This window comes from Nocardiopsis sp. iso_237 (genome assembly GCF_056173345.1).
In genome coordinates, this window is sequence record NZ_CM149669.1 from 2949543 (window position 1) to 2969212 (window position 19670).

16 protein-coding genes are annotated in these 19670 nt (G+C 67.4%); 13 read left to right on the top strand and 3 right to left on the bottom strand.

What is annotated here, in order from left to right:
* The first annotated feature begins 75 nt into the window (after positions 1-75).
* Entirely contained in the window at positions 76-879 is an 804-nt protein-coding gene (locus tag AC0VYM_RS13500; protein WP_475462617.1) for an HAD-IIA family hydrolase, read from the top strand.
* Positions 880-967: 88 nt separating this feature from the next.
* Here AC0VYM_RS13500 and AC0VYM_RS13505 read toward each other — a convergent pair whose 3' ends face one another.
* On the bottom strand, positions 968-1351 hold the full coding sequence (locus tag AC0VYM_RS13505; protein WP_017535724.1) for an RNA polymerase-binding protein RbpA: 384 nt from the start codon (positions 1349-1351) through the stop codon (positions 968-970).
* 657 nt (positions 1352-2008) lie between these two features.
* Here AC0VYM_RS13505 and AC0VYM_RS13510 point away from each other — a divergent pair.
* The 8 genes from AC0VYM_RS13510 to AC0VYM_RS13545 all read left to right on the top strand — a co-directional run bounded on the left by AC0VYM_RS13510 (position 2009) and on the right by AC0VYM_RS13545 (position 9895).
* Complete coding sequence (locus AC0VYM_RS13510; protein ID WP_475462618.1) at positions 2009-3361, top strand: ATP-binding protein; 1353 nt, start codon at positions 2009-2011, stop codon at positions 3359-3361.
* Positions 3361-3765 (top strand): roadblock/LC7 domain-containing protein, encoded by a 405-nt coding sequence (locus tag AC0VYM_RS13515; protein WP_475462619.1) that lies wholly within the window; start codon positions 3361-3363, stop codon positions 3763-3765. Before AC0VYM_RS13510 ends, AC0VYM_RS13515 begins: the two co-directional genes overlap by 1 nt.
* Positions 3762-4118, top strand: coding sequence for a DUF742 domain-containing protein (locus tag AC0VYM_RS13520; RefSeq protein WP_475462620.1), 357 nt, complete (start codon positions 3762-3764; stop codon positions 4116-4118). Before AC0VYM_RS13515 ends, AC0VYM_RS13520 begins: the two co-directional genes overlap by 4 nt.
* On the top strand, positions 4099-4710 hold the full coding sequence (locus tag AC0VYM_RS13525; RefSeq protein ID WP_475462621.1) for a GTP-binding protein: 612 nt from the start codon (positions 4099-4101) through the stop codon (positions 4708-4710). The genes AC0VYM_RS13520 and AC0VYM_RS13525 overlap by 20 nt, the downstream gene beginning before the upstream one ends.
* The gene (locus AC0VYM_RS13530) at positions 4710-5927 is read left to right on the top strand and encodes a cytochrome P450 (protein WP_475462622.1); all 1218 of its coding nucleotides are present in this window, start codon (positions 4710-4712) and stop codon (positions 5925-5927) included. Before AC0VYM_RS13525 ends, AC0VYM_RS13530 begins: the two co-directional genes overlap by 1 nt.
* Before the next feature lie 75 nt (positions 5928-6002).
* The gene (locus AC0VYM_RS13535) at positions 6003-7253 is read left to right on the top strand and encodes a cytochrome P450 family protein (protein WP_475462623.1); all 1251 of its coding nucleotides are present in this window, start codon (positions 6003-6005) and stop codon (positions 7251-7253) included.
* 117 nt (positions 7254-7370) lie between these two features.
* Positions 7371-8189 (top strand): SAM-dependent methyltransferase, encoded by an 819-nt coding sequence (locus AC0VYM_RS13540; RefSeq protein WP_475462624.1) that lies wholly within the window; start codon positions 7371-7373, stop codon positions 8187-8189.
* Positions 8190-9067: 878 nt separating this feature from the next.
* Complete coding sequence (locus AC0VYM_RS13545) at positions 9068-9895, top strand: alpha/beta hydrolase family protein (protein ID WP_475462625.1); 828 nt, start codon at positions 9068-9070, stop codon at positions 9893-9895.
* A 164-nt stretch (positions 9896-10059) separates the two neighbouring features.
* Here the strand turns inward: AC0VYM_RS13545 and AC0VYM_RS13550 are convergent, their stop codons facing one another.
* Positions 10060-10257: a hypothetical protein gene (locus tag AC0VYM_RS13550; protein WP_475462626.1), complete on the bottom strand. Its 198-nt coding sequence runs from the start codon at positions 10255-10257 to the stop codon at positions 10060-10062.
* A 230-nt stretch (positions 10258-10487) separates the two neighbouring features.
* Between AC0VYM_RS13550 and AC0VYM_RS13555 the strand changes: the two genes are divergently transcribed.
* Positions 10488-11222: a DUF2637 domain-containing protein gene (locus tag AC0VYM_RS13555; protein ID WP_475463031.1), complete on the top strand. Its 735-nt coding sequence runs from the start codon at positions 10488-10490 to the stop codon at positions 11220-11222.
* A 160-nt stretch (positions 11223-11382) separates the two neighbouring features.
* Here the strand turns inward: AC0VYM_RS13555 and AC0VYM_RS13560 are convergent, their stop codons facing one another.
* On the bottom strand, positions 11383-11988 hold the full coding sequence (locus tag AC0VYM_RS13560) for a hypothetical protein (protein ID WP_475462627.1): 606 nt from the start codon (positions 11986-11988) through the stop codon (positions 11383-11385).
* A gap of 507 nt (positions 11989-12495) precedes the next feature.
* Between AC0VYM_RS13560 and AC0VYM_RS13565 the strand changes: the two genes are divergently transcribed.
* The 3 genes from AC0VYM_RS13565 to AC0VYM_RS13575 are packed head-to-tail and all read left to right on the top strand — an operon-like array spanning position 12496 to position 19597.
* Complete coding sequence (locus tag AC0VYM_RS13565; protein ID WP_475462628.1) at positions 12496-13650, top strand: restriction endonuclease-related protein; 1155 nt, start codon at positions 12496-12498, stop codon at positions 13648-13650.
* Between the two features lie 20 nt (positions 13651-13670).
* The gene (locus AC0VYM_RS13570; RefSeq protein WP_475462629.1) at positions 13671-16970 is read left to right on the top strand and encodes a hypothetical protein; all 3300 of its coding nucleotides are present in this window, start codon (positions 13671-13673) and stop codon (positions 16968-16970) included.
* Positions 16970-19597, top strand: coding sequence for an RNaseH domain-containing protein (locus tag AC0VYM_RS13575; protein ID WP_475462630.1), 2628 nt, complete (start codon positions 16970-16972; stop codon positions 19595-19597). Before AC0VYM_RS13570 ends, AC0VYM_RS13575 begins: the two co-directional genes overlap by 1 nt.
* Positions 19598-19670 lie beyond the last annotated feature (73 nt).

The following is a 19670-nucleotide window of genomic DNA, read 5'->3' on the forward strand; positions in this document are numbered from 1 at the left end:
TGTGAGCAGTCTCAACTGCCCAACACGCGGATACCGGTCGGTAGGAATGGCGCCTTAGTGGTCCGTACCTGCACAATGGGGCACGTGAGCAACGAGTGGAACTACCTTTTCGACATGGACGGCGTGCTCGTACGCGAGGAGCACCTGATCCCGGGAGCGGACACGCTCATCGCGGAGCTGCGCGAGCAGGGGACCCCGTTCATGGTGTTGACGAACAACTCCATCTACACCCCCCGCGACCTGAGGGCGCGACTGCTCAACACCGGGCTGGACATCCCCGAGGAGTCCATCTGGACCTCCGCGCTGGCCACGGCCCAGTTCCTCCAGACCCAGCGCCCCGGCGGCTCGGCCTACGTGGTCGGCGAGTCGGGTCTGACCACCGCCCTGCACAACGTGGGCTACGTGATGACGGAGCGCGACCCGGACTACGTGGTGCTGGGGGAGACCCGCACCTACAGCTTCGAGGCCATCACGCGGGCGATCCGACTGGTGCGCAACGGCGCCCGGTTCATCGCCACCAACCCCGACGAGACCGGGCCCAGCGCCGAGGGTCCGCTGCCCGCGACCGGCGCGGTCGCCGCGCTGATCGAGAAGGCCACCGGCCGCCGCCCCTACTTCGTGGGCAAGCCGAACCCCCTCATGATGCGTTCGGCGCTGCGCCGGATCGGCGCGCACTCGGAGAACACCCTCATGGTCGGTGACCGCATGGACACCGACGTCCTCAGCGGCCTGGAGGCCGGCCTCCAGACCGTCCTGGTGCTCACGGGCATCTCCGGCCGCGACACCGCCGACCAGTTCCCCTACCGGCCCACCCGGGTGCTCGGGTCGGTCAAGGAGCTCGTGGGCCACACCCAGGACCCCTTCGGCACCGAGGCCTGACCGGACCCGGACACGACGACGGGGGCGGTGGACCATGTCCACCGCCCCCGTATCCGTCGAGGGGCAGGCCGTCGGGCCGTCCCAGGGGTCAGGCGCTCTGCCGCTGCTTGGCGATCTCCTCGACCTTCGCCGCCTCTTCGCGGCGACGGGCGCGGAGCAGTTCCAACCGCTCGGCGAGAACCTCCTCCAGATCCTCCATGCTGCGGCGTTCCAGCAGCATGTCCCAGTGGGTGCGGACCGGTTTGGTGTTCTTGGGTTCCTCGCCGCCGCCGTCACGGCGCAGTGCGCGGTCGCCGCAGAAACGGCATTCCCATTCGGCGGGGATTTCGGCCTCGGTCGCGAAGGTGACCGAGAAGCGGTGACCCCGGGTACAGTCGTAGGTGACTTCCTGCCGGGGAGCCAGGTCGGTGTTGCGGTCGTTCTCGTAGCTCGTCGCCCCGAGCCGTGTGCCGCGAAGTGCTCGCTCGGCCATCGTGTGGGTGCCTCCAGGCGCTTGTGCGGTCTCGCGGGGTGTAACGCGTCGGTCCACGTCAAGATTCCCCACTGACCTGAGGTCGAACCTCCCGGGCGGACGCGGGAGCCCGCCCGCGCCACGAGGGCCCGCCTCACCGAGCCCCTCCGGTGGTTGTGACCTGCACCACTCTAGGGGTCCGGGTGTCGAAGTCCGCGCACCCACCCCGACACACCCGACCCCCGCCTCCGGGCCCGTGGCCCGCGACCCCTCCGTGCGGTACCCGGTCCGGTGTGGTCCGAGGTTCCCGAGGTCGGGGACGCGGATATTCGGGCGGGTCCGTATTCGCACGTCGGCGCGGTTAGAGGAAAGGCACCCGGGGATTCGGTCGGCGTTCCCCCGGGATTCTCCGGGCGGTCGCTTCGCACTCCGGTCCGGTGATGTATCGCCCCCCGTGCGGTATCGCTGGCTTTGTCTGATAACTCCGGTAATTGTCATTGTTTCGACATGGGAGACAGTTGAGTCAAGTGGTATCTTTGCTCGCTGTGTGAACAAAGGGCAGGTTGAGGGCCTTGCGACCGCCTATGTAACACAACAGTGCACGTGGGCCGAGGATGCCCGTTCGGCGTGCCCTTCGGCGTGTACAAAGAGTGAGGACGTGTCCGGACATGGAGCACCATGACTGACCAGACCCCCCGTCCCGACGGAGCGCCGCCCCAGGGGTCGACCACCCCGCGCTGGCTGCTCGTCCTGGTACCGGCCCTGCCCGCCTGGGGGTGGGCGCTCTGGGCGGCCCGGCCCGACGGGTGGGCCCCGGTCCTGACCGCCGGAGGGATCGCGCTCCTGCTGATCCTCGTCCTGGCGCTCCTCCTGGGACGCCGCGACCGCGAGGCCGCCGAGCTGCGGGCCCGCGTCGAACGGGCCCACGCCGAGACCGCGGCGCTCTCCACCCGGCTCCTGCCCCGGATGGTCGAGCAGCTGCGCGCCGGTGACTCCGCCGACACCGTCCTGCACCGGATGCCCGAGGTGGCGGACCCCGCGATCTCCGCCGCCCTTCGGAGCGTGGCCACCGAGATCTCCGCCTCCGAGCGCCGCCGCTCCGCCGCCATGGCCGCGTGCGCGACGGCCGCCGGACGTGTCCAGGCGCTGTCCACCACCATGCTCGCCGACCTGCGCCGCATGCAGGAGCGCCACGGCGACGGCGACGCCGGGGCCGACGTCCTCGGTGACCTCATGCAGCTGGACCACACCACCGCGCAGACCGGGCGGGTCGCCGACAGCATCGCGATCCTCACCGGCGCGCGGTCGGGCCGCCGCTGGGGCCGGGCCATCCCCATGGAGAGCGTCCTGCGCGGCGCCATGGGCCGCATCGGCGCCTACCAGCGCGTGCGCACCCACAGCGTCACCAACCTGGCGGTCGCCGGGTTCGCCGCCGAGGGCGTCATCCACGCCCTGGCCGAGATCCTCGACAACGCGGCCAAGTTCTCCCCGCCCACCGCCGAGGTCCACGTCCACGTGGAGGAGGTCCAGGCCGGGATCGCCGTCATGGTCGAGGACGGCGGCCTCGTCATGGGTGAGGAGGCACTGCGCCGGGCCCGCGCCGCGGTGAGCGACGGCCTCGACATCACCACCATCTCCGGGACCCGCCTGGGACTGTCGGTCGTGGGCCGCATCGCCCAGCGCTACGGTCTCGAAGTCTCCTTCCGCTCCTCCTCCAGGGGCGGCACCGCCGTGGTCCTGCTCCTGCCGCAGCGCATCGTCAAACCGCTGCCCGCCAGCGTCCCCGCACAGCCGATCACCGTTCCCGAGCCCTCCTCCCGCGAGACGGCGGCCCCTTCCGCCGACACGGCCCCCGCCCCCAGGGCGGACAGCGGACTGCCCATGCGCCGCCGGGGCCGGTCCCTCGCGGCGGCGGAACGCAACCGGCCCGCCCCCAAGGAGGCCGGCCCCCGCACCCCGTCCCAGGGGTTCGGCGCGTTCCGCTCCGCCGTGCGCGGCCAGGAGACGACCGACTCACCGAAGGAAACATGATGGACCTCAAGACGCTGACCTGGCTGCTCGAAGGCCTGCTGGAGCGCACCCCCGGCACCCGACACGCTCTCGTGCTCTCCCGGGACGGCCTCAAGCTGTGCCACACCGCCGGGTTGGGCAACGACAGCGCCGACCACCTGGCCGCGATCGCGGCCGGGGTGCAGAGCCTGGCGCACAGCGCCTCGGTGGAGTTCGGTGACGGCCGCGGCGGGGTCCGGCAGGCGATGGCCGAGTTCTACGGCGGCCTCCTCTTCATCGTCGAGGCGGGGCACGGCACCCACCTGGCGGTCATCACCAACGGTGAGGCCGAGCCCGGGCTGGTCGGCCACAACATGAACGAACTGGTCGAGCAGATGGGCGAGCACCTCACCACGCCGTCCCGAGTCGGAGCCGAAGCGGAGTGAGCCCGTACCGACGGGAGAGCCCCGACCGGCTCTACATCATCACCTCGGGCCGCAGCCGTGGCGCCGACGACTCCCTGGACGCCGTCGCCCTCATCGTCGCGGAGAGCGCGCCGGTCCCCGGCATGCAGTCCGAACACGCCGCCGTCCTGCGCCTGTGCGTGAGCCCCATGGCGGTGGTGGAGGTCGCGGCCCACCTGCGCCTGCCCGTGGCGGTCACGCGGATCCTGCTCACCGACCTCCTTGACACCGGCCGGGTCACCGCCCGCCACCCGGCCCCGGCGCCCTCACCGGCGCACCCCCTCGCCTCCCCGGACGTGTTGGAGAAGGTGCTCGTTGCACTCCACAACCTCTGAACCCGCTCGCACCGACCAGCCGGTCACCCCGCTGGCCGACAGCACCGAACAGGCCCTGAAGATCGCCGTGGTCGGCGGCTTCGGGGTCGGCAAGACCACCATGGTCAGCTCCGTCAGCGAGATCCGCCCGCTGACCACCGAGGAGACCATGACGCGCGCCGGGGCGGGCATCGACGACCTGGAAGGGGTCGAGGGCAAGCGCACCACCACCGTGGCCTTCGACTTCGGCCGCATCACCCTCGACGCCACCTCGGTCCTCTACCTGTTCGGAGCGCCCGGCCAGGAGCGCTTCTGGTTCCTGTGGGACCGGCTGTTCACCGGCGCACTGGGCGCGGTCGTCCTGGTCGACACCCGGCGCCTGGAGGACTGCTTCTACGCGATCGACCGCCTGGAGGACCAGGGCACGCCCTTCGTGGTGGCGCACAACGACTTCGGTGCGTCCGAGCACTCCCTGGAGGACGTGCGCACCGCCCTGGACCTGGACCCGGGCATCCCCCTGCTCCGCTGCGACGCCCGCGAGCGCGACTCGGCCAAGAAGGTGCTCATCGCCCTGGTGGAACACGTGCGTTCCCTGATCACGGAAGGTGCCTGATGACCGGCTGCCCCGTCCAGCTGTACGGCCCCGAGTTCCAGTCCGACCCGGGCGGCCTCTACGAGAGGATGCGGGCCGAACACGGGCCGGTCGTCCCCGTACGCATGGAGGGCGACGTCCCCGCGTGGCTGGTCGTCGGCTACCGGGAACTGCACCAGGTCATGAACGACACGACGACGTTCGCGCGCAGCTCCAGCCGCTGGAACTCCTGGCACCTGGTCCCCGCCGACTGGCCGATGCTGCCCATGGTGATCCAGCTGCCGTCGGTGCTCTACTCCGAGGGCGCCGAGCACCGCCGCCGCACCGGCGCGCTCAGCGACGCCCTGTCCGGCACCGACCTGCACGAGCTGCGCACCACCACCGCGCGGATGGCCGACCGGCTCATCGACGCCTTCTGTTCCACCGACGGCACGGAACTGCGCACCTCCTACACGGCGCGGCTGCCCGCCCTCGTGCTCAGCTGGATGTACGGGCTGGACGACCCGCGCGGCGACCGCCTCGCCGACGACATGAACACCATGATCGACGGGGGCCCCGACGCCATGGTCGCCCAGCAGGCGCTGATGGCCGCCATGGGGGAGCTCGTGGCGGAGCGCCGCGCCAGGCCCGGGCCGGACGTCGTCTCCCGGCTGCTCGGCCACCCCGCCGCGTACAGCGACGAGGAGGCGATCCCCGAGCTCATCGTCCTGCTGGGCGGCGGCAACCAGCCGACGGCCGAGTGGCTGGGCAACGCGCTGCGGCTCATGTTCACCGACGACCGCTTCGGCGCGTCCATCGCCGGTGCACGCAACAGCGTGCAGGAGGCCCTCAACGAGGTCCTGTGGGAGGACACCCCCACCCAGATCCACGCGGGACGCTTCGCCGCGCACGACGTGGAGCTGGGAGGCCAGGTCATCCGCCAGGGGGACCTGGTGCTTCTCGGGATCTCGGGCGCCAACCGGGACCCCCTCGTGCGCTCCACCGCGGGCCGGATCGGTGACCGCGGCAGCCAGGCCCACCTGTCGTTCTCGCACGGACCCCACCAGTGCCCCTACCCGGCGCGGGAGATCGCGGAGATCATCGCCGTCACCGGCGTCGAGGTGCTGGTGGACCGGCTCCCCGACATCGAACTGGCCGTCCCCGCCGAGGAGCTGTGCTGGCGCCCCTCGCCGTGGGTGCGGGGGGTCGCCTCCCTGCCCGTGACCTTCACCCCGACCGATCCCTACGGGGGCCACTGACGGCTCCCGGCCCTCGTGTGCCCCGATCCCCGCGTCCTCCCCACCATCCCCCGAACCGACCCGAGGAGTGCACCGATGCCCTGTCCCGTTCAGCATGGAACCGACGCAACCGTCACCCTGGACCCCTACGTCACGAACCTGCGCGCCGAACGCGAGATCCTCCACGCCGCCGGTCCGGTCACCCGCGTGGAGCTGCCCGACGGGGTGACCGCCTGGGCCGTCACCCGCCACGAGGCCGCCCGCGCGGCGCTCACCGACCCGCGCCTGGTGAAGGACATCGCTCACTGGGACGACTACCAGCAGGGCCGGATCCCCGCGACGTGGCCGCTGATGAGCACCATCCCGCCCACCCCGACCAACCTCCTGGGCACCGACGGCGCCGAGCACAAGCGCCTGCGCCTGCTCACCGCCAAGGCGTTCTCGGCCCGGCGGGTGGAGCGCCTGCGTCCCCGCGTCCACGACCTGACCGTCCAGCTCCTGGACGCTCTGGAGGCCGGGGCGCACGAGCCGCTGGACCTCAAGGACGAGTTCGCCTTCAAACTGCCGATGAGCGTGATCGGTGAGCTCTACGGCGTGGACGCGGCCGAGCACGGCTACCTGCGCGACATGTACGTGAAGTTCTTCAGCGCGGTCACCGGCCCCGAGGAGTTCCTGGAGACCTACGCGACCCTGGAGCGCTACTACGAGGGCATGATCGCGGCCAAGCGCGCCAACCCGGGCGACGACCTGACCACCGAACTCCTCAACACCGGGGAGGACGGCGACGCGCTCACCGACCTGGAGGTGCGCGGAACCCTCCAGGTGGTCGTGGCGGCCGGGCACGAGACCACCGTCAACCTGCTGTGCAACGCCGTGCGCGCCCTGCTGGCCCACCCCGAGCAGTTCGACCTGGTCAAGGAGGGCAGGATCGGCTGGGACGCGGTCGTGGAGGAGACCCTGCGCTTCGACCCGCCCACCTCCAACATGGTCTTCCGGTTCGCCACCGAGGACGTGGAGCTCGGCGGTCGGACCATCCGCAAGGGCGAGGCCCTGATGACCTCCTACGGCGCGATCAGCCGCGACCGCGACGAGCACGGCGAGGAGCCGCACCCGGACACCTTCGACCTGACCCGGGAGAAGGGGCGCCACATGTCCTTCGGGTACGGGCCGCACGTGTGCCCGGGCTCCCACCTGGCCCGCATGGAGGGGCAGATCGCCCTCCCGCTGCTGTTCGAGCGCTTCCCCGACCTGCGGCTCGCCGTCCCGGACGAGAAGCTGGAGAACCACCCCTCCATCGTGGTCAACAGCCTCAAGGAGCTGCCGGTCCTGCTGCGTCCGAGGGACTAGGCGGAGTCTCCCGGGGCGCTCCGGAACGGAGCGGCCCCGGGTCGGTCACGGCGGCCGGGGCACCGGACACACTGGCTAGCCTGAGACCCGTCCGCCCCCCACACCGACGGGATCCCCATGGCCAACGACCACACGCGTGCCACCCCCTCGCGACTCCGACTGGACACCACCGTCCCCCAGTCGGCCCGCGTCTGGAACTACTGGTTGGGAGGGAAGGACAACTACCCGCCCGACCGGGCCGTCGGGGACGAGATCCGCCGTACCAACCCCCACATCGTGGAGATCGCCGTCGCCGCCCGCGCGTTCCTGGTCCGCGCGGTCACCCACCTCACCCGCGACGTCGGGGTCCGCCAGTTCCTCGACGTCGGTACCGGCCTGCCCACCGCGAACAACACCCACGAGGTGGCCCAGGCGATCGCCCCCGAGTCACGCATCGTCTACACCGACCACGACCCGCTCGTGCTGGCCCACGCCCGCGCCCTGCTCGTGGGCACCCCCGAGGGCGCCACCGACTACGTCGACGCCGACCTGCGCGAACCGGAGCACATCCTGCGCGAGGCCCGCAGGACCCTCGACTTCGACCAGCCCGTCGCCCTGATGCTCATGGGGATCGTCGGCCACATCACCGACGACGACGAGGCGTACGCGCTCGTCCGCCGACTCGTGGAGGCGCTGCCCTCCGGCAGTTACCTCGTGCTGTACGACGACACCAACGTGATCCACACCGAGACGATGGACGCGATGGTGCGGCACTGGAACGAGAGCGGCCAGAACCCGCGCGTGAACCGCACCCCGGAGAGGATCGCGCGGTTCTTCGAGGGGCTGGACCTGCTGGAGCCGGGTGTGGTGTCGGTGACCCGCTGGCGCCCCAACGAGGTCGAGGTGGGCCAGGTCGTCGAGGTGGACGACTTCTGCGGGGTGGCCCGTAAGCCCTGACCACGCCCGAAACGGGAACCGGGGTCCCGACACGTGTCGAGACCCCGGTCGTGTGGCCGTGGCGGCGTCCGATGGCACCTCGCGAGGTTCTCGGGGGCCGGGGGTCGTCCTCCGTCACACGGTGAAGTGATCGGTATCCGCACCTTGGCCCATGCTGTCCGCTGGAGTCGGGTCACGAACGCGGTGAGGAACGAGGACCGTAGGTGGAGAACGAGTCGCGGGTCGCCAGCCGAGTCCGGCCGGAGGCGGTGAGCTGGGTTGGTCTGGGGCTGGTCTGCGGCGGGATCCTGCTCGCGGCCATCGACGTGGTGCGGTTCCCCCTCATGGAAGAGAGGTTGACGACTCCCGACGGTGGCCTCTGGTGGTTGCTGGCCGTGCACCAGCCGACGGAGCACACGGTCGCCGATGCTTTCCCGACCACACCCGCCCCGGTACCCAGCGGTGTCAGCGAGGTCGCTTGGGAGTGGGAGGTACCGCAGGGCGTGTCCGCGCAAGGCGTGGAACCGGGAGTAGTGCAATCCCTGGGAATCGGTGGGCGCTCCGGCCCTGACGCGCGTGATGGGCCAAAAACGGTCATCGATCCCTTTGGAGACCCAGGTCGCGAACTGTCACGACCAGGATGATGCATTGGTTCGGTGGGACGCGGTCACTTGTGGCAATGAACAGAATGCTCGCGACACGAGGCTGATGGAAGTCGTAGCACGCCAGAGGAAGGTCGCGTTTCACAAGAGCGGTGGGACCGACGCGAATCCGAACGAGGCGTGAGGCGGTGAGGACGCCGAGGCCCTGGCCCTCTGCCCGCAGCAGAAAGGGCGTCCGCGCCCGGCCGACCTCCCCTACGGTGAGGCGATCCACCCCCGAAAGCCGTAGGAGTGCGTATGGACGCGATCACCGGTACAGCCGCAGGTGTGCCCTTCACCGCCCTCCCGCCGTCCGGGACTGGCGACGGCCCCGCGCGGTTGATCGTGACCTGGCACATGCTGGACGCGCCCCGCACCGACGCGGCCTTCGCGGCGGCACTGCCCATGGCCGGTGTCCCTTCCTGGCGGGTCCACCTGGGTATGCCGCTGTGCGGTCCGCGGATGGTCGGGGGCAGTCTCGACAGACACGTCGAACTCGCTCGCGAGGACATCCTGTTGGCGTACTTCGGCCCGATCATCCGCCAGGCCGTGGAGGAGTTCCCGGCCGCGCTGGCCGAGCTGCGCCGTCAGCTACCGGTGGACGACCAGCCCATCGGTGTCCTCGGCGCTTCGCTCGGCGGGGCGGTGGCGCTGCAGGTCCTCACGGCCCCGCCGACTCCGATCGGGGCGGTCGCGCTCGTCAACCCGGCCGTGCGGGTGAGTACTGGCGTCGAACTCCTCGCCGCCGGGCTCGGCCAGCCCTACGGTTGGACCGCCGATTCCCGTGGGGCGGCCGAGGGCCTGGACTTCGTCGCCCGCGCCGGTGAGTTGAGTGGGGAGCCACCACTGTTGCTGGTCAGCGGCGAGCACGACCACCCGTCGTTGCGTGAAGACGCTTCTTCCCTGGTCAGCGAACTTCGTGGACGGTACGCGCGTCCGGAGGAGGTCGAGCTGACGACGGTGCCGGGCCTGGCCCACCCGCTGGCCGACGAGCCTGGGCTCGCACCGGCTCCCCAGTCGCCCGAGGCGGTGGCGGTTGATGGGGTGCTCACCCGGTGGTTCGTCCGGAGGTTCGCGACGCGGTGAGCAGCGGTCGGTAGGCGTTCCCAGGGCCGTGGTGAGGCAGGTTGGTGCTGCGCGACCGGAAGCCTGCCCACGCGAAGCGCGGGCAGGCTTGGACGACAGCCGTCGCCGGTGCCCCGTCGGGTCGACCAGCTCCATCCGGACCCGGGGCCCGCACGGGAGGCGGCTCAGGCCACGGGAGCGGAATCGGCCCGCTCCGGACGGTCCCTGCCGCCGAGGACGTTGAAGACCACGTTGAGCACCAGCGCGGACGCGGTGGCGGTGACGATGCCCGAGTGCAGGATCATCGTGGCCCACGTCGGGAAGGTCGCGAAGAAGTCGGGCGCGACGATCGACAGGATGCCGAAGCCCAGCGACACGGCCACGATGACCAGGTTCTGGTAGTACGGGGTCTTGCGGTGACCTGTGAAAACCAGTATCAGTGCAGGTCAGAGGGTTCTGTTGAGGGATCTTCGCGGCGGTTGGGAGCCGTTGGGGGACGTTCCTGTCTCCCAAGAATCTCCCAGGGGTGGTGGGAGACGGTCGTCTCCCACCACCCACACCGGCGGCTCCGCTGCTGTGAAGGTCTCTCGATCACACGAAAGAAGTGATCGTGATGGAGCCCTCCCGTTGGTCACGAGCAGTGACCATCGCCGCCGTGCTGATGCTCGCGGGCATCGCCGCGGTGGTGTCCTACTCCCACATGTACGAACTCGCCCTGCACCACGGCGAACCCCAGTGGAGAGCCGCCCTGTTCCCGCTCTCGGTCGACGGCATGATCGTGGGCGCGAGCATGACGCTACTCAGCGACGCCCGCCAGGGCCGCAAGGGCGGTCTCTTGCCCTGGGCTCTGCTGATCATCGGTTCTGCGGCCTCCCTGGCAGCGAACGTCGCTGTCGCAGATCCAACGATGTGGTCGAGGATCATTCACGCCTGGCCATCGTTTGCGTTGATCGGTGCGTACGAGCTGCTCATGCGCGAGTTCCGCACGACCGCGCAGTGCGTGCGCACTGCGTCCGCAGAAGATGAGCACGCTGCTAAGGGTGATGAGATCGAGGAAGGGCCCTCCATGGGCGGAAGTCTGCATGTTATGGATTCGTCGGGACGGGAGGAGTCACCCCAGCCGCTCACTCCATTTCAGACCCGAGCTTGGCAGTGGGCTCTCGCCCGTGAACGTGAGACAGGGAAGCTGCCAGAGGGGCGAGTGATCGCGGAGCAGTTCCACCGCAAGGAGCGCTGGGGTCGGCTGGTCAAGCAGCGTGGTCTTGCTGAGCACGGAACTACTCCCGCCGGTTGGGGGCGACCACACGTGGACGATCAGGGGTCGCCGGGCCATCGCCGAACCCCGTAGTCCTTTGGTGGGAGATATCGCCCAGAGTCGTCACCCTCGGTGTGGGGAACTGTATTGCGAGGGGGATCGTCCCATTCCGGTCTGACATACATGGGGGTCTGGTCTACACCGCAGGTTCAGGGGCCCCTGGACCGGACCTGAGGGGTCTGGCCAGACGGGGTCAACTGCTGGGGGTGAGGGTCTGGAGTATGGCGTCGCTGAGAACGCGGCGGTCACTGGTCGGGCGTAGGTTCTGGACCTGTTCGGTGAGCAGGGCCGTCGTGAGGTCACGGCGCTGTTCGGGGTCGAGGTCATCGAGCATCTGCTCGGCTAGGACCATGGCCTGGTAGTGCTCGAAGGCGCTGCGGGGTTGGGTAAGCACGGCCAGAAGGGTGTCGAAGTCGCGCAGGGGCGCGTTGGCCTGCATCAGCCCGAGTGCGGTGATGCGTTCTTCGTCGTTGCCGCTCCTCAGCCAGTCGCGAACCTCGTGCGGAGCGAAGGTCCGTGTTGTCGCCAGGTGGCGGGTGCGCGACATGATCCGTTCCAACGCGCGGACCCGGGCGGCTCCCGAAGGCATGCTGGTCCGTGTCGATCGGTAGTCGGCAAGGAGCGAACCCGCCGCGTCGAACAGCGTGCGGGCCTCGTCGCGCAGTTGGGCGGCGCCTTGACCGTCCCCGTCCTCTTCGGCCTGGTCAGCCTGAGCGTAACGATCGGCCGCGGCGGCTCGGAGCCGGAGTCTGGCACCGCCGAACTCGAAGTGCTCGATGCGGTCCCCCAGTACGGCCACGGCAAGTGACAACCCGCTGAAGACCAGCCGCCAAGGACCCACTGCCGTTTTCGGTGACGAACACCGACATCGTCCCAGCGAGGAAGGCGATGCCGCCCAGGGACCACAGCAGGGCGCGCTGCCAGGGCTGGAGGAACCGGGGTTCCCGGGGTGGCGGTGGTTTCGGCGTTCGGCGGTCTGGTGTTCCGGGCACCGTCCCAGCTTATCCAAGGTCCCCGGGTCGAAGCCCGCGCCCCCGGAGCTCTGGTGGGCAAGCGGGGCACCGACCTCAGCCAATGTGAGAACTTGGGAAAAAAGATGGACGTTAATATGGCATTTATTTGCCACATATAACATTTGTCGCCTGGCTGGGTTTGAGGTTTTCCTGATGGCCTGATCATGGTTCGCTATGATCGGGTCAGCCGACGCATTATTCCTCAAACGTGAACTCTTGTGGAGTGCGCTGGAAGTGTCGGAAGTAGGACTGGAGAAGACTTTCTCTTGAGCTAGACAGACGTTCTGAAATCAATGGTGCTGCGAGGTGCTGTGCATCGGGAGAACGCACTAGAAGCCAGGGACCAGACGGTCAGAGGCCTCACTACCGCTGCTCTTCGGGCCGCGAAGGCGTGGAGTGTTCGGAGCATTGATCCGGATTCGTGGCGGGAGGTCTCCCGCATGCATGGCGTCATGCTGAGCTTCCTGCCACCGGGTACTGCACCAGCCACGCCCGTTGACATGATCAGGAACCTCAGACAGCCGATGCGTGAGTGGGTCGCACTGCCCTGGGACGACCTTCCTGACGACCTCGGCACGTTTTCGATCCTCGAAGAGGAAAACGATTTTCTCACTGCTGACGCGGTTGAGTACGGATCTGACTACGCCGAGGCACTATTCGAGAACCACGGCGAAGCGGCGGACAAGATCCCCCAGTGGGCCCACCAAGCCTTCGAAAAAGTGGAGCGAGCTGTCTACGGGGTGCTCGTTTCCGCGGGTCAGGACGAGTACGTGGCGACGCGCCGCCTACTGATCGAGGTCCCAGCGGGTCCCTACGAGACCGTGACCTATGAATTGCAGAAGCGGGGAGCGCTGCACACGGGCGCGCATGTGCCGATCCCACCTGACCAGCGGTTCATCTGGCAGGCACGGTCCTGGTACGTCCCCTGCCCTGTGTGCCGTTGGCCGATGCACGTGAGTGGCGGCACACTCCACTGCCGGTATGGACAGCACCGCGGCCTTTTCCGAGTTGGGGAGAGCAAGAACGGAACACCGACGATCGGGGGCCCGTCTCAGGTAACGGCGCACGATGCGGAAGATGTTGTGTGCGTCCACGAAGCGGTTTGGCGCTACATCACCGTTCCCGGTGTCACGGAAGTCCAGCTCATGGACTGGCTGGTGGCTCAGAGCGGCATCGGTGAGGCGGGTGTTCAGCGCTGGCCCCACAAAGATCGGTGGGACATCACCGTGCAGGCAGGACCCACCGAGTTCCAGGTGGACCTGAAGGATACTTGCAGTCCCTCGAAGATCGCGGCGAGGCCGCCCCGTGTGCGCTACGTCGTGGTGCCCGACTATCGCCGTGGCCAGATCCCCCAGCTGCGCCGTTCACTTCCTAAAGATCTGTTCACGCCCTGCACCGTCCACCAGTTCAAGTCCAGGGTTCGCCGGGCCCTGAAAGCGGGGGCGTAGTGGGCGGTTCACTGACGAAGATGAGCAGCCGCCATCTGGTGACCCTGGGCGCCATGACCATGGCGGTACGACTCTTCGAGAACCGTGCGGACGAGGAGTTCCGGATCGCCGGTGCTCTGAGGGACGCGCACTTTCTCATCACCGGCCACACACACCTGTGGGACAACTACCAACGGCTCGCTGACGAGGAGTGTCGGCGCATCGCCCGGCTTCTCTTCCACCGGAAAGGCCGTCTGGCCATCCTCGCTTCGTTCCGGAACACCGTTGAGGCGGTCATCTCCGACCCTGACATGCCCGAGGGGTTCGCCCTGCTGGACGAAGACCACTTCGTCGTCACAGAGGAAAGGCACCGAACACTCACCGCCCTGGTGGACAGGATCCTTGGGGTTCTGGATGAGCGCTGGGAGGCAGCGGAGGAGCGACGGACCCGCCCCGTCGCGACCAACGGTCACTTTCAGGTGAGAACCCGAATCCCCGATCCCTCCAGCCCTGGAAACCAAGTCATCCAGGCCAACTACGTCCTTGACTCCGAACAGGACAAGGCAGCTCCAGACCTACCGGACCTGGGACGGCCTGTGGATATGACTGAGAAGAAGGTGCCGATCCCCGAACTACGTGAGATCGCCATCAAGGCGGACGATGCGTTCAACCAGACACATCGCCGGGCGTGCCTGGACCGACTGACCAAGCACCTGCGCACCGCTGACGGGCACCCTCTGGGGGCAGATGCCCTGACGCTCACGGCGGGAACGATCAGGGTTCTCAGTGCCTGCACCGGATCCGGAAAGAGCATCCTGGCTAAACTCCTCGCCGAATGGGGAGTCGAACATGGTTTGGTCACCTGCATCGTCGTCCCGCGCAACGACAACGTCCTGGACTTCACCCTGACGCTGCGCGAGGAGCTTCGGAAACTCGGCCACAAGACTGCACGGGTCGTGCCGTTGCTCTCACCGAACAGCATGCAGAAGGCGGCTGAGAAGCTCGCCAGGACTCACACCGACGCTGGCAGGGGCGAGAAAGCGGGCGACGCCTTCGGAGAGTTCGCCTACGGCTGCCCCCTCCAAGCCAAGTCGACCAACGTCCAGGACGTCGATCTCTGGCAGCCGGGCGAAGAACCCTGCACAAGCCTGGAAGGCCTGGACCCCGATACCGGGGAGAAACAGCGATACCGGTGCCTCTGGCATGGGCTCTGCGGTAAACACCGTGCTCAGACGGACCTTGCGCGCGCCGACATCATCGTGACCAACCACATCAACCTCATGTCCGGCCGGATGCACATCCCGGTCATCGCCAATGGGGTTATCCGCAACAGCATGACGATCGAGGAGGCGGTCCTGCACTTGTGCCACCAAGTGCTCATCGACGAGGTGGACTCCTACCAGGCCACCGGCTTCTCCAAGAGCGCCCACCACGTCACGCTCGCCCGTTACGACAGTCGTCACCCCAGCGCCCTCCAGGAACTCAGCGAACAGTTCAGTTCGCGCTCAGGCCAGCTGACGTACGACCTCGAACGGCATATCCACCCCAAGATCGCGCAGGCCAAGTTCCTGGCGGAAAGCTATGTCAGCAACGCCGCCCACGGGCGTATCGCCCAAACCGGGCCGCAGGACAGGGGACCCCAGCGTTCCAATCGCCGGCGACTCATCCTGCCCCGACGCTGGGACTCCTGGTGCACCAGCATGTTGTGGCGGATCCCGGAGGAGGACACGCCCAGCCGCGAACAGAACGACACCTTCCAAACGCTGTTCGACCCCCGCGACGAGGCCGCCATCGCACTGGAACAGGACGTACCCCCGGTGCCAGGCGTTACAGACAGCAAGGACCGACTGGTGCGTCTTCGCAGCGTTCTGCTGGAGACCAGCAACCTCCGCAACGGGGAGGACCCCATCTACGCCGGGGCGCACACGCGGATCGCTGACGCGATCACCCCTCTCCTGGCAGAGACGGTGTCCGCCCAGGACCGGGAGCTTCTGATTGACCTCCTGGTCCGCCGCGCCTACCTCGAACAGATCCGTGCCCAGGTCGAGTACATGTCCCGCTCGGGAGCGCCGCTCAAGGCATCTGGTATCACCGCCGCCAATGAACTCGTCGAGATGCTCGACGACAACAAGCAGTGGCGCGCCGCCCCCTACGGCCCACTCGGCGCTCCGGTGTTCGGGTTCAACGCCGCCCACGACGACGAGGACAAACACCGCTCCGAACTGGCGCTGACCTCGTTCACGGACGACCCTCACGCCTCCACCGTCCAGCTGGGCGACACCACTGCCCTGGCCCTGGTCGGGCGCCGTCGGATCGTCATCGGCATGTCCGCCACCGCCTACATGCCGGGCGGCACGATGCACCATCTCATCGTCGAACCCACCTGGTACGTTCCCGACGACATCACTGGAACCCTCAGACTGCGCCCCCTCCGTCTGAAGGACGACACCGGTGTAGGCATCCGTATCTCTGGCAGCTCCGACGTTCGCCGGGACATGGCCCACCAGAAGATGGGACGCGCCCTGTGGGGCCAGCACGTGATCCAAAACCTCAAAAAGCTTGCCAACAGGCCCGCGACCCAGCACCGAGCTCGCATCCTGGTGGCGTGCACGTCCTACATCGGCGCCGCGCAGCTGGCCGAGGGCATGATCTCCGCCGGCGCTGACCCCGAGACGATCGCCGTCGCCACCAGAGTCGACACCGGAGAGTTCAACACCCTGCCCAACCACTACCGTCGCAGGCCAACCTGGACCGAGATCTCCTCGGACGCGCTTGAGAGCTTCCCCCACCACCCGAAGGCGAAAGTTCTCATCGCGCCGCTGGCCATCGCTGAGCGCGGGCTGAACATGGTGGACACCACCGGGCGCTCACTCGTCGGTCACGTCGTCCTGGCGGTGCGTCCCATCCCCCTCATGGACGAGCCAGCCCAGCTGCTCGCACTGATCTCCAGCCACGCCTACACCACGTCCCGGCCCACCAGCGACCCCGCGAAGATGCTGCACGACCTGGCCGTCACCTCCACCGGGGTGTATGAGGGGCTCTTCCGTACGCACCACTACTTCCAGGCCCTACCCGACAAAGTACGTCTGTCCATCGTCGCGGAGATGCTCATCGGCATGATCCAACTGGGCGGCAGGGTTCGCCGCGGTGGAGACCGGGGCGAGCTCTACCTCGCCGACCACGCCTTCCACGACACCTCCACCGGCAGCGACCTGCCCAGACTCATCGGCGATCTGCGTGACCAGTGGAAGCGCGACGGACAGCTCTCGCTCCTGGAGAACATCTACGGCAGCACGCTTCGAGCGATCTTCAGTTTCGCCGACGAAGGGACCAACACCTGATGGCCCGCTATCCTCGACGCCTTTACACCCTGGACTACCCACTCACCGCGGAACAGATGGGCGAGGTGCACGTCTACCCGCTCACCCCCAACTTCGCCCGTCTGTGGGATCGGCTGGCCAAGAGGTGGCGCCCCAAGGAAGGGTTTACCACCCCGCACGGGGCATTGCGCACCGCACTGGCCGCAGTGACCGGACACATGGTGATCATCACTGTGCGCAATAACGAACACAACGACGCGCCACTCTCCCAACGCAGCCTGCTCGTCTCGGACGGACCGCTCCTCCCTGAACGGACCAGGACCTGCTTCGACGCTTGGCAGAGACTCTCCTACGGACCGCCACGGACCGGGGAATGGCTGAGCCAGTACGTCGACTTCGAAGGGACACGGATCCTTTCGCTGGCAGAGGCGCTCGAACACGACGAGGCCGACAACATCACTGGACCTTGGTGGTGGAAAGACGCGGTCGGCTGGTCCGTCATCAAGACGCTCGCCCCGCACCCTCTCGTGGACGCCGCGCGCAATGACAGCACCACACCGTTCCAGGTCAGCACGGGAAGGACACTCATCGCCTGGGACTACCCACTCTTCTACACGACATACAAGGGTCAGAAGAACGAGCGCACCGAGCTCGGCATGGCCTACGTATCAGCTGTGGGTACGACGCTGCGAGGTCACCCCGGTCCCGTCGTTCGCGTCGACTGCCACATCACACGGGTCGCTCGCACCTACAAGAACATCAAGACTGTTCACGTGCGTCACCCCCGTTTCCCGACTATCCTTCGGGTCCCCGTGCGATCTCTGCCCCTCCGGGACGAAAACGGAGACAAGGTCACCGACCCTAACGGCAATCTGGTCTGGGAAACGAGGTTCCGTGGACACACGGCCGCGATCGTGCAAGCGTGCGGCCTGGAACCGCTCACGCTTCCCGAACAGGCAGACGCCGCCCCCGACACCGTACGGGCCGTCTTTCGAAGCAAGGGCAAACACAAGATCGGCAAAGGTGTTGGTGCCTACTTCACCCTGCGTATGGCCACCCACATCAGCGACGTCCTGGGCACTGATCCGCTCATCTACGATGCGACAAGCTACAACATCCCCGAAAAGAGCCTCACACGCGGCCCGATCCCCTTGGATAAACTTCAGCAAGCCGTGAACTACGCCGGATGGCGCTCACTCCGAATCGCCGTCCTCTACCACTCGGACACCACACCACTCCGTATTCTTAAAGAACTGACAACGGAACAAGGCCTCGCCCTTCCCCCGGATCTCGCCGGTCCGGAAGACGCCTTCGACGGGGCGGCGATCGACATCACCCCAAGTGTCACCCTCGTCATGTGCAAGTCACCCGAACTCGTCATGCACGGAATCCACGACCGAGCCGCCATCATCAGCAAGACTCCTTGTCTGAAGCCAACTGACCCCGACCAACTCGTCGTCGCTATTTGCGAGACCAACTGGAACGGGACTCGAGCCGAGAATGACGGCAAGTTCCCCACCCGGCGAGCTCTTGCCGAAGCAGGCATCGTCAGCCAGTTCCTCAACGCTGAGGGACAGGGCGACGGCGACGAGGACACCAAGGTCGATCACCCTGCTCGGTCGGCGCTCCGCAACGTCCTTCAGAACTGCGGGATCATCGACAACCGCGTCAGTTTCGCGACATGCGCGACGCCCGGAATCCGCAAAAAGTCACCTCTGTCCGCGCCGACCACAGTCGTGGGCCTTTACTTCCGGCGTCACAATTACAAACGAGTTCGCGGGCAGGCAAAGAAGTCATCCAAGCTCGTCGTCCGGCTGGTGGCAGCCCACCTGGGCACAGATCCTCAAACGCCGACACGCTTTGAAATGTACGACAAGGGTCGATGGCTGCGTCTGGCTGAAGGGGCCGCGGCATTCCATGCGGGAATTATCGGAGAGGAGAATTGGGGTCGCGACGGCGAAGGCGCCCGAGAGGTGCGTCAGCACGTCGAGACCGCCCTGGATAGCCTGATTCTCCCGCAAGAGACCAACCGAGTCGTCCTTGTCGCGGACAAGGAGGGGGCGCAGAGCATCTACCCCACCCTCGGTGGCAATACCTCGCTTACCGGTCCGCTCCCCGGAAGGGGCCTCATCGAGGACGGGGTCGATGTCGCCATCACCCGAATCGCCCTTGGGGCCCACGCGCCCAGGCCCGCTACCGCCTACCGCGAGCGCAAGGACGAACTTCGAACGATGAAGCCTTCGTACTCGAAGAGAATCCTGTTCTCCCACGGTAAAGGAGGCGAAACCAGCTGGCTCTTCACCCAGGACTCCCACCAACACCAGGGAAGCATGTCACCGCAGCGCCTGGGCACGGACCGCATGCGAGAACACTTCCATGAAGTCGTACCCAGCCACATGGCCAAGGACATGCACGCGACTAGCAGGATCGAAATCACTGTCCCCCGAGAGGGGTGCTGGGAGCCTGGCGATCTGGCTGTGCTCATTGCTCGCATGTGTGACCAAGCGGTCGGATGGGACTATCGAACTGTGCGCCCCGTGCCACTGCATCTTGCCTACCGGGCGGACTGCGACCATCCCGAGTACGGGGACCACGACGCTGAGGGCGACACTGAAGAGGATGAGATTCCTGGTCCTGCAACGGTGTGATGGGTGAATTTGCGATCGTATGATCGCTCTCGACGGCGGAGAGACCTCCGGCCACAGGGCCCTCCCGAGTTCA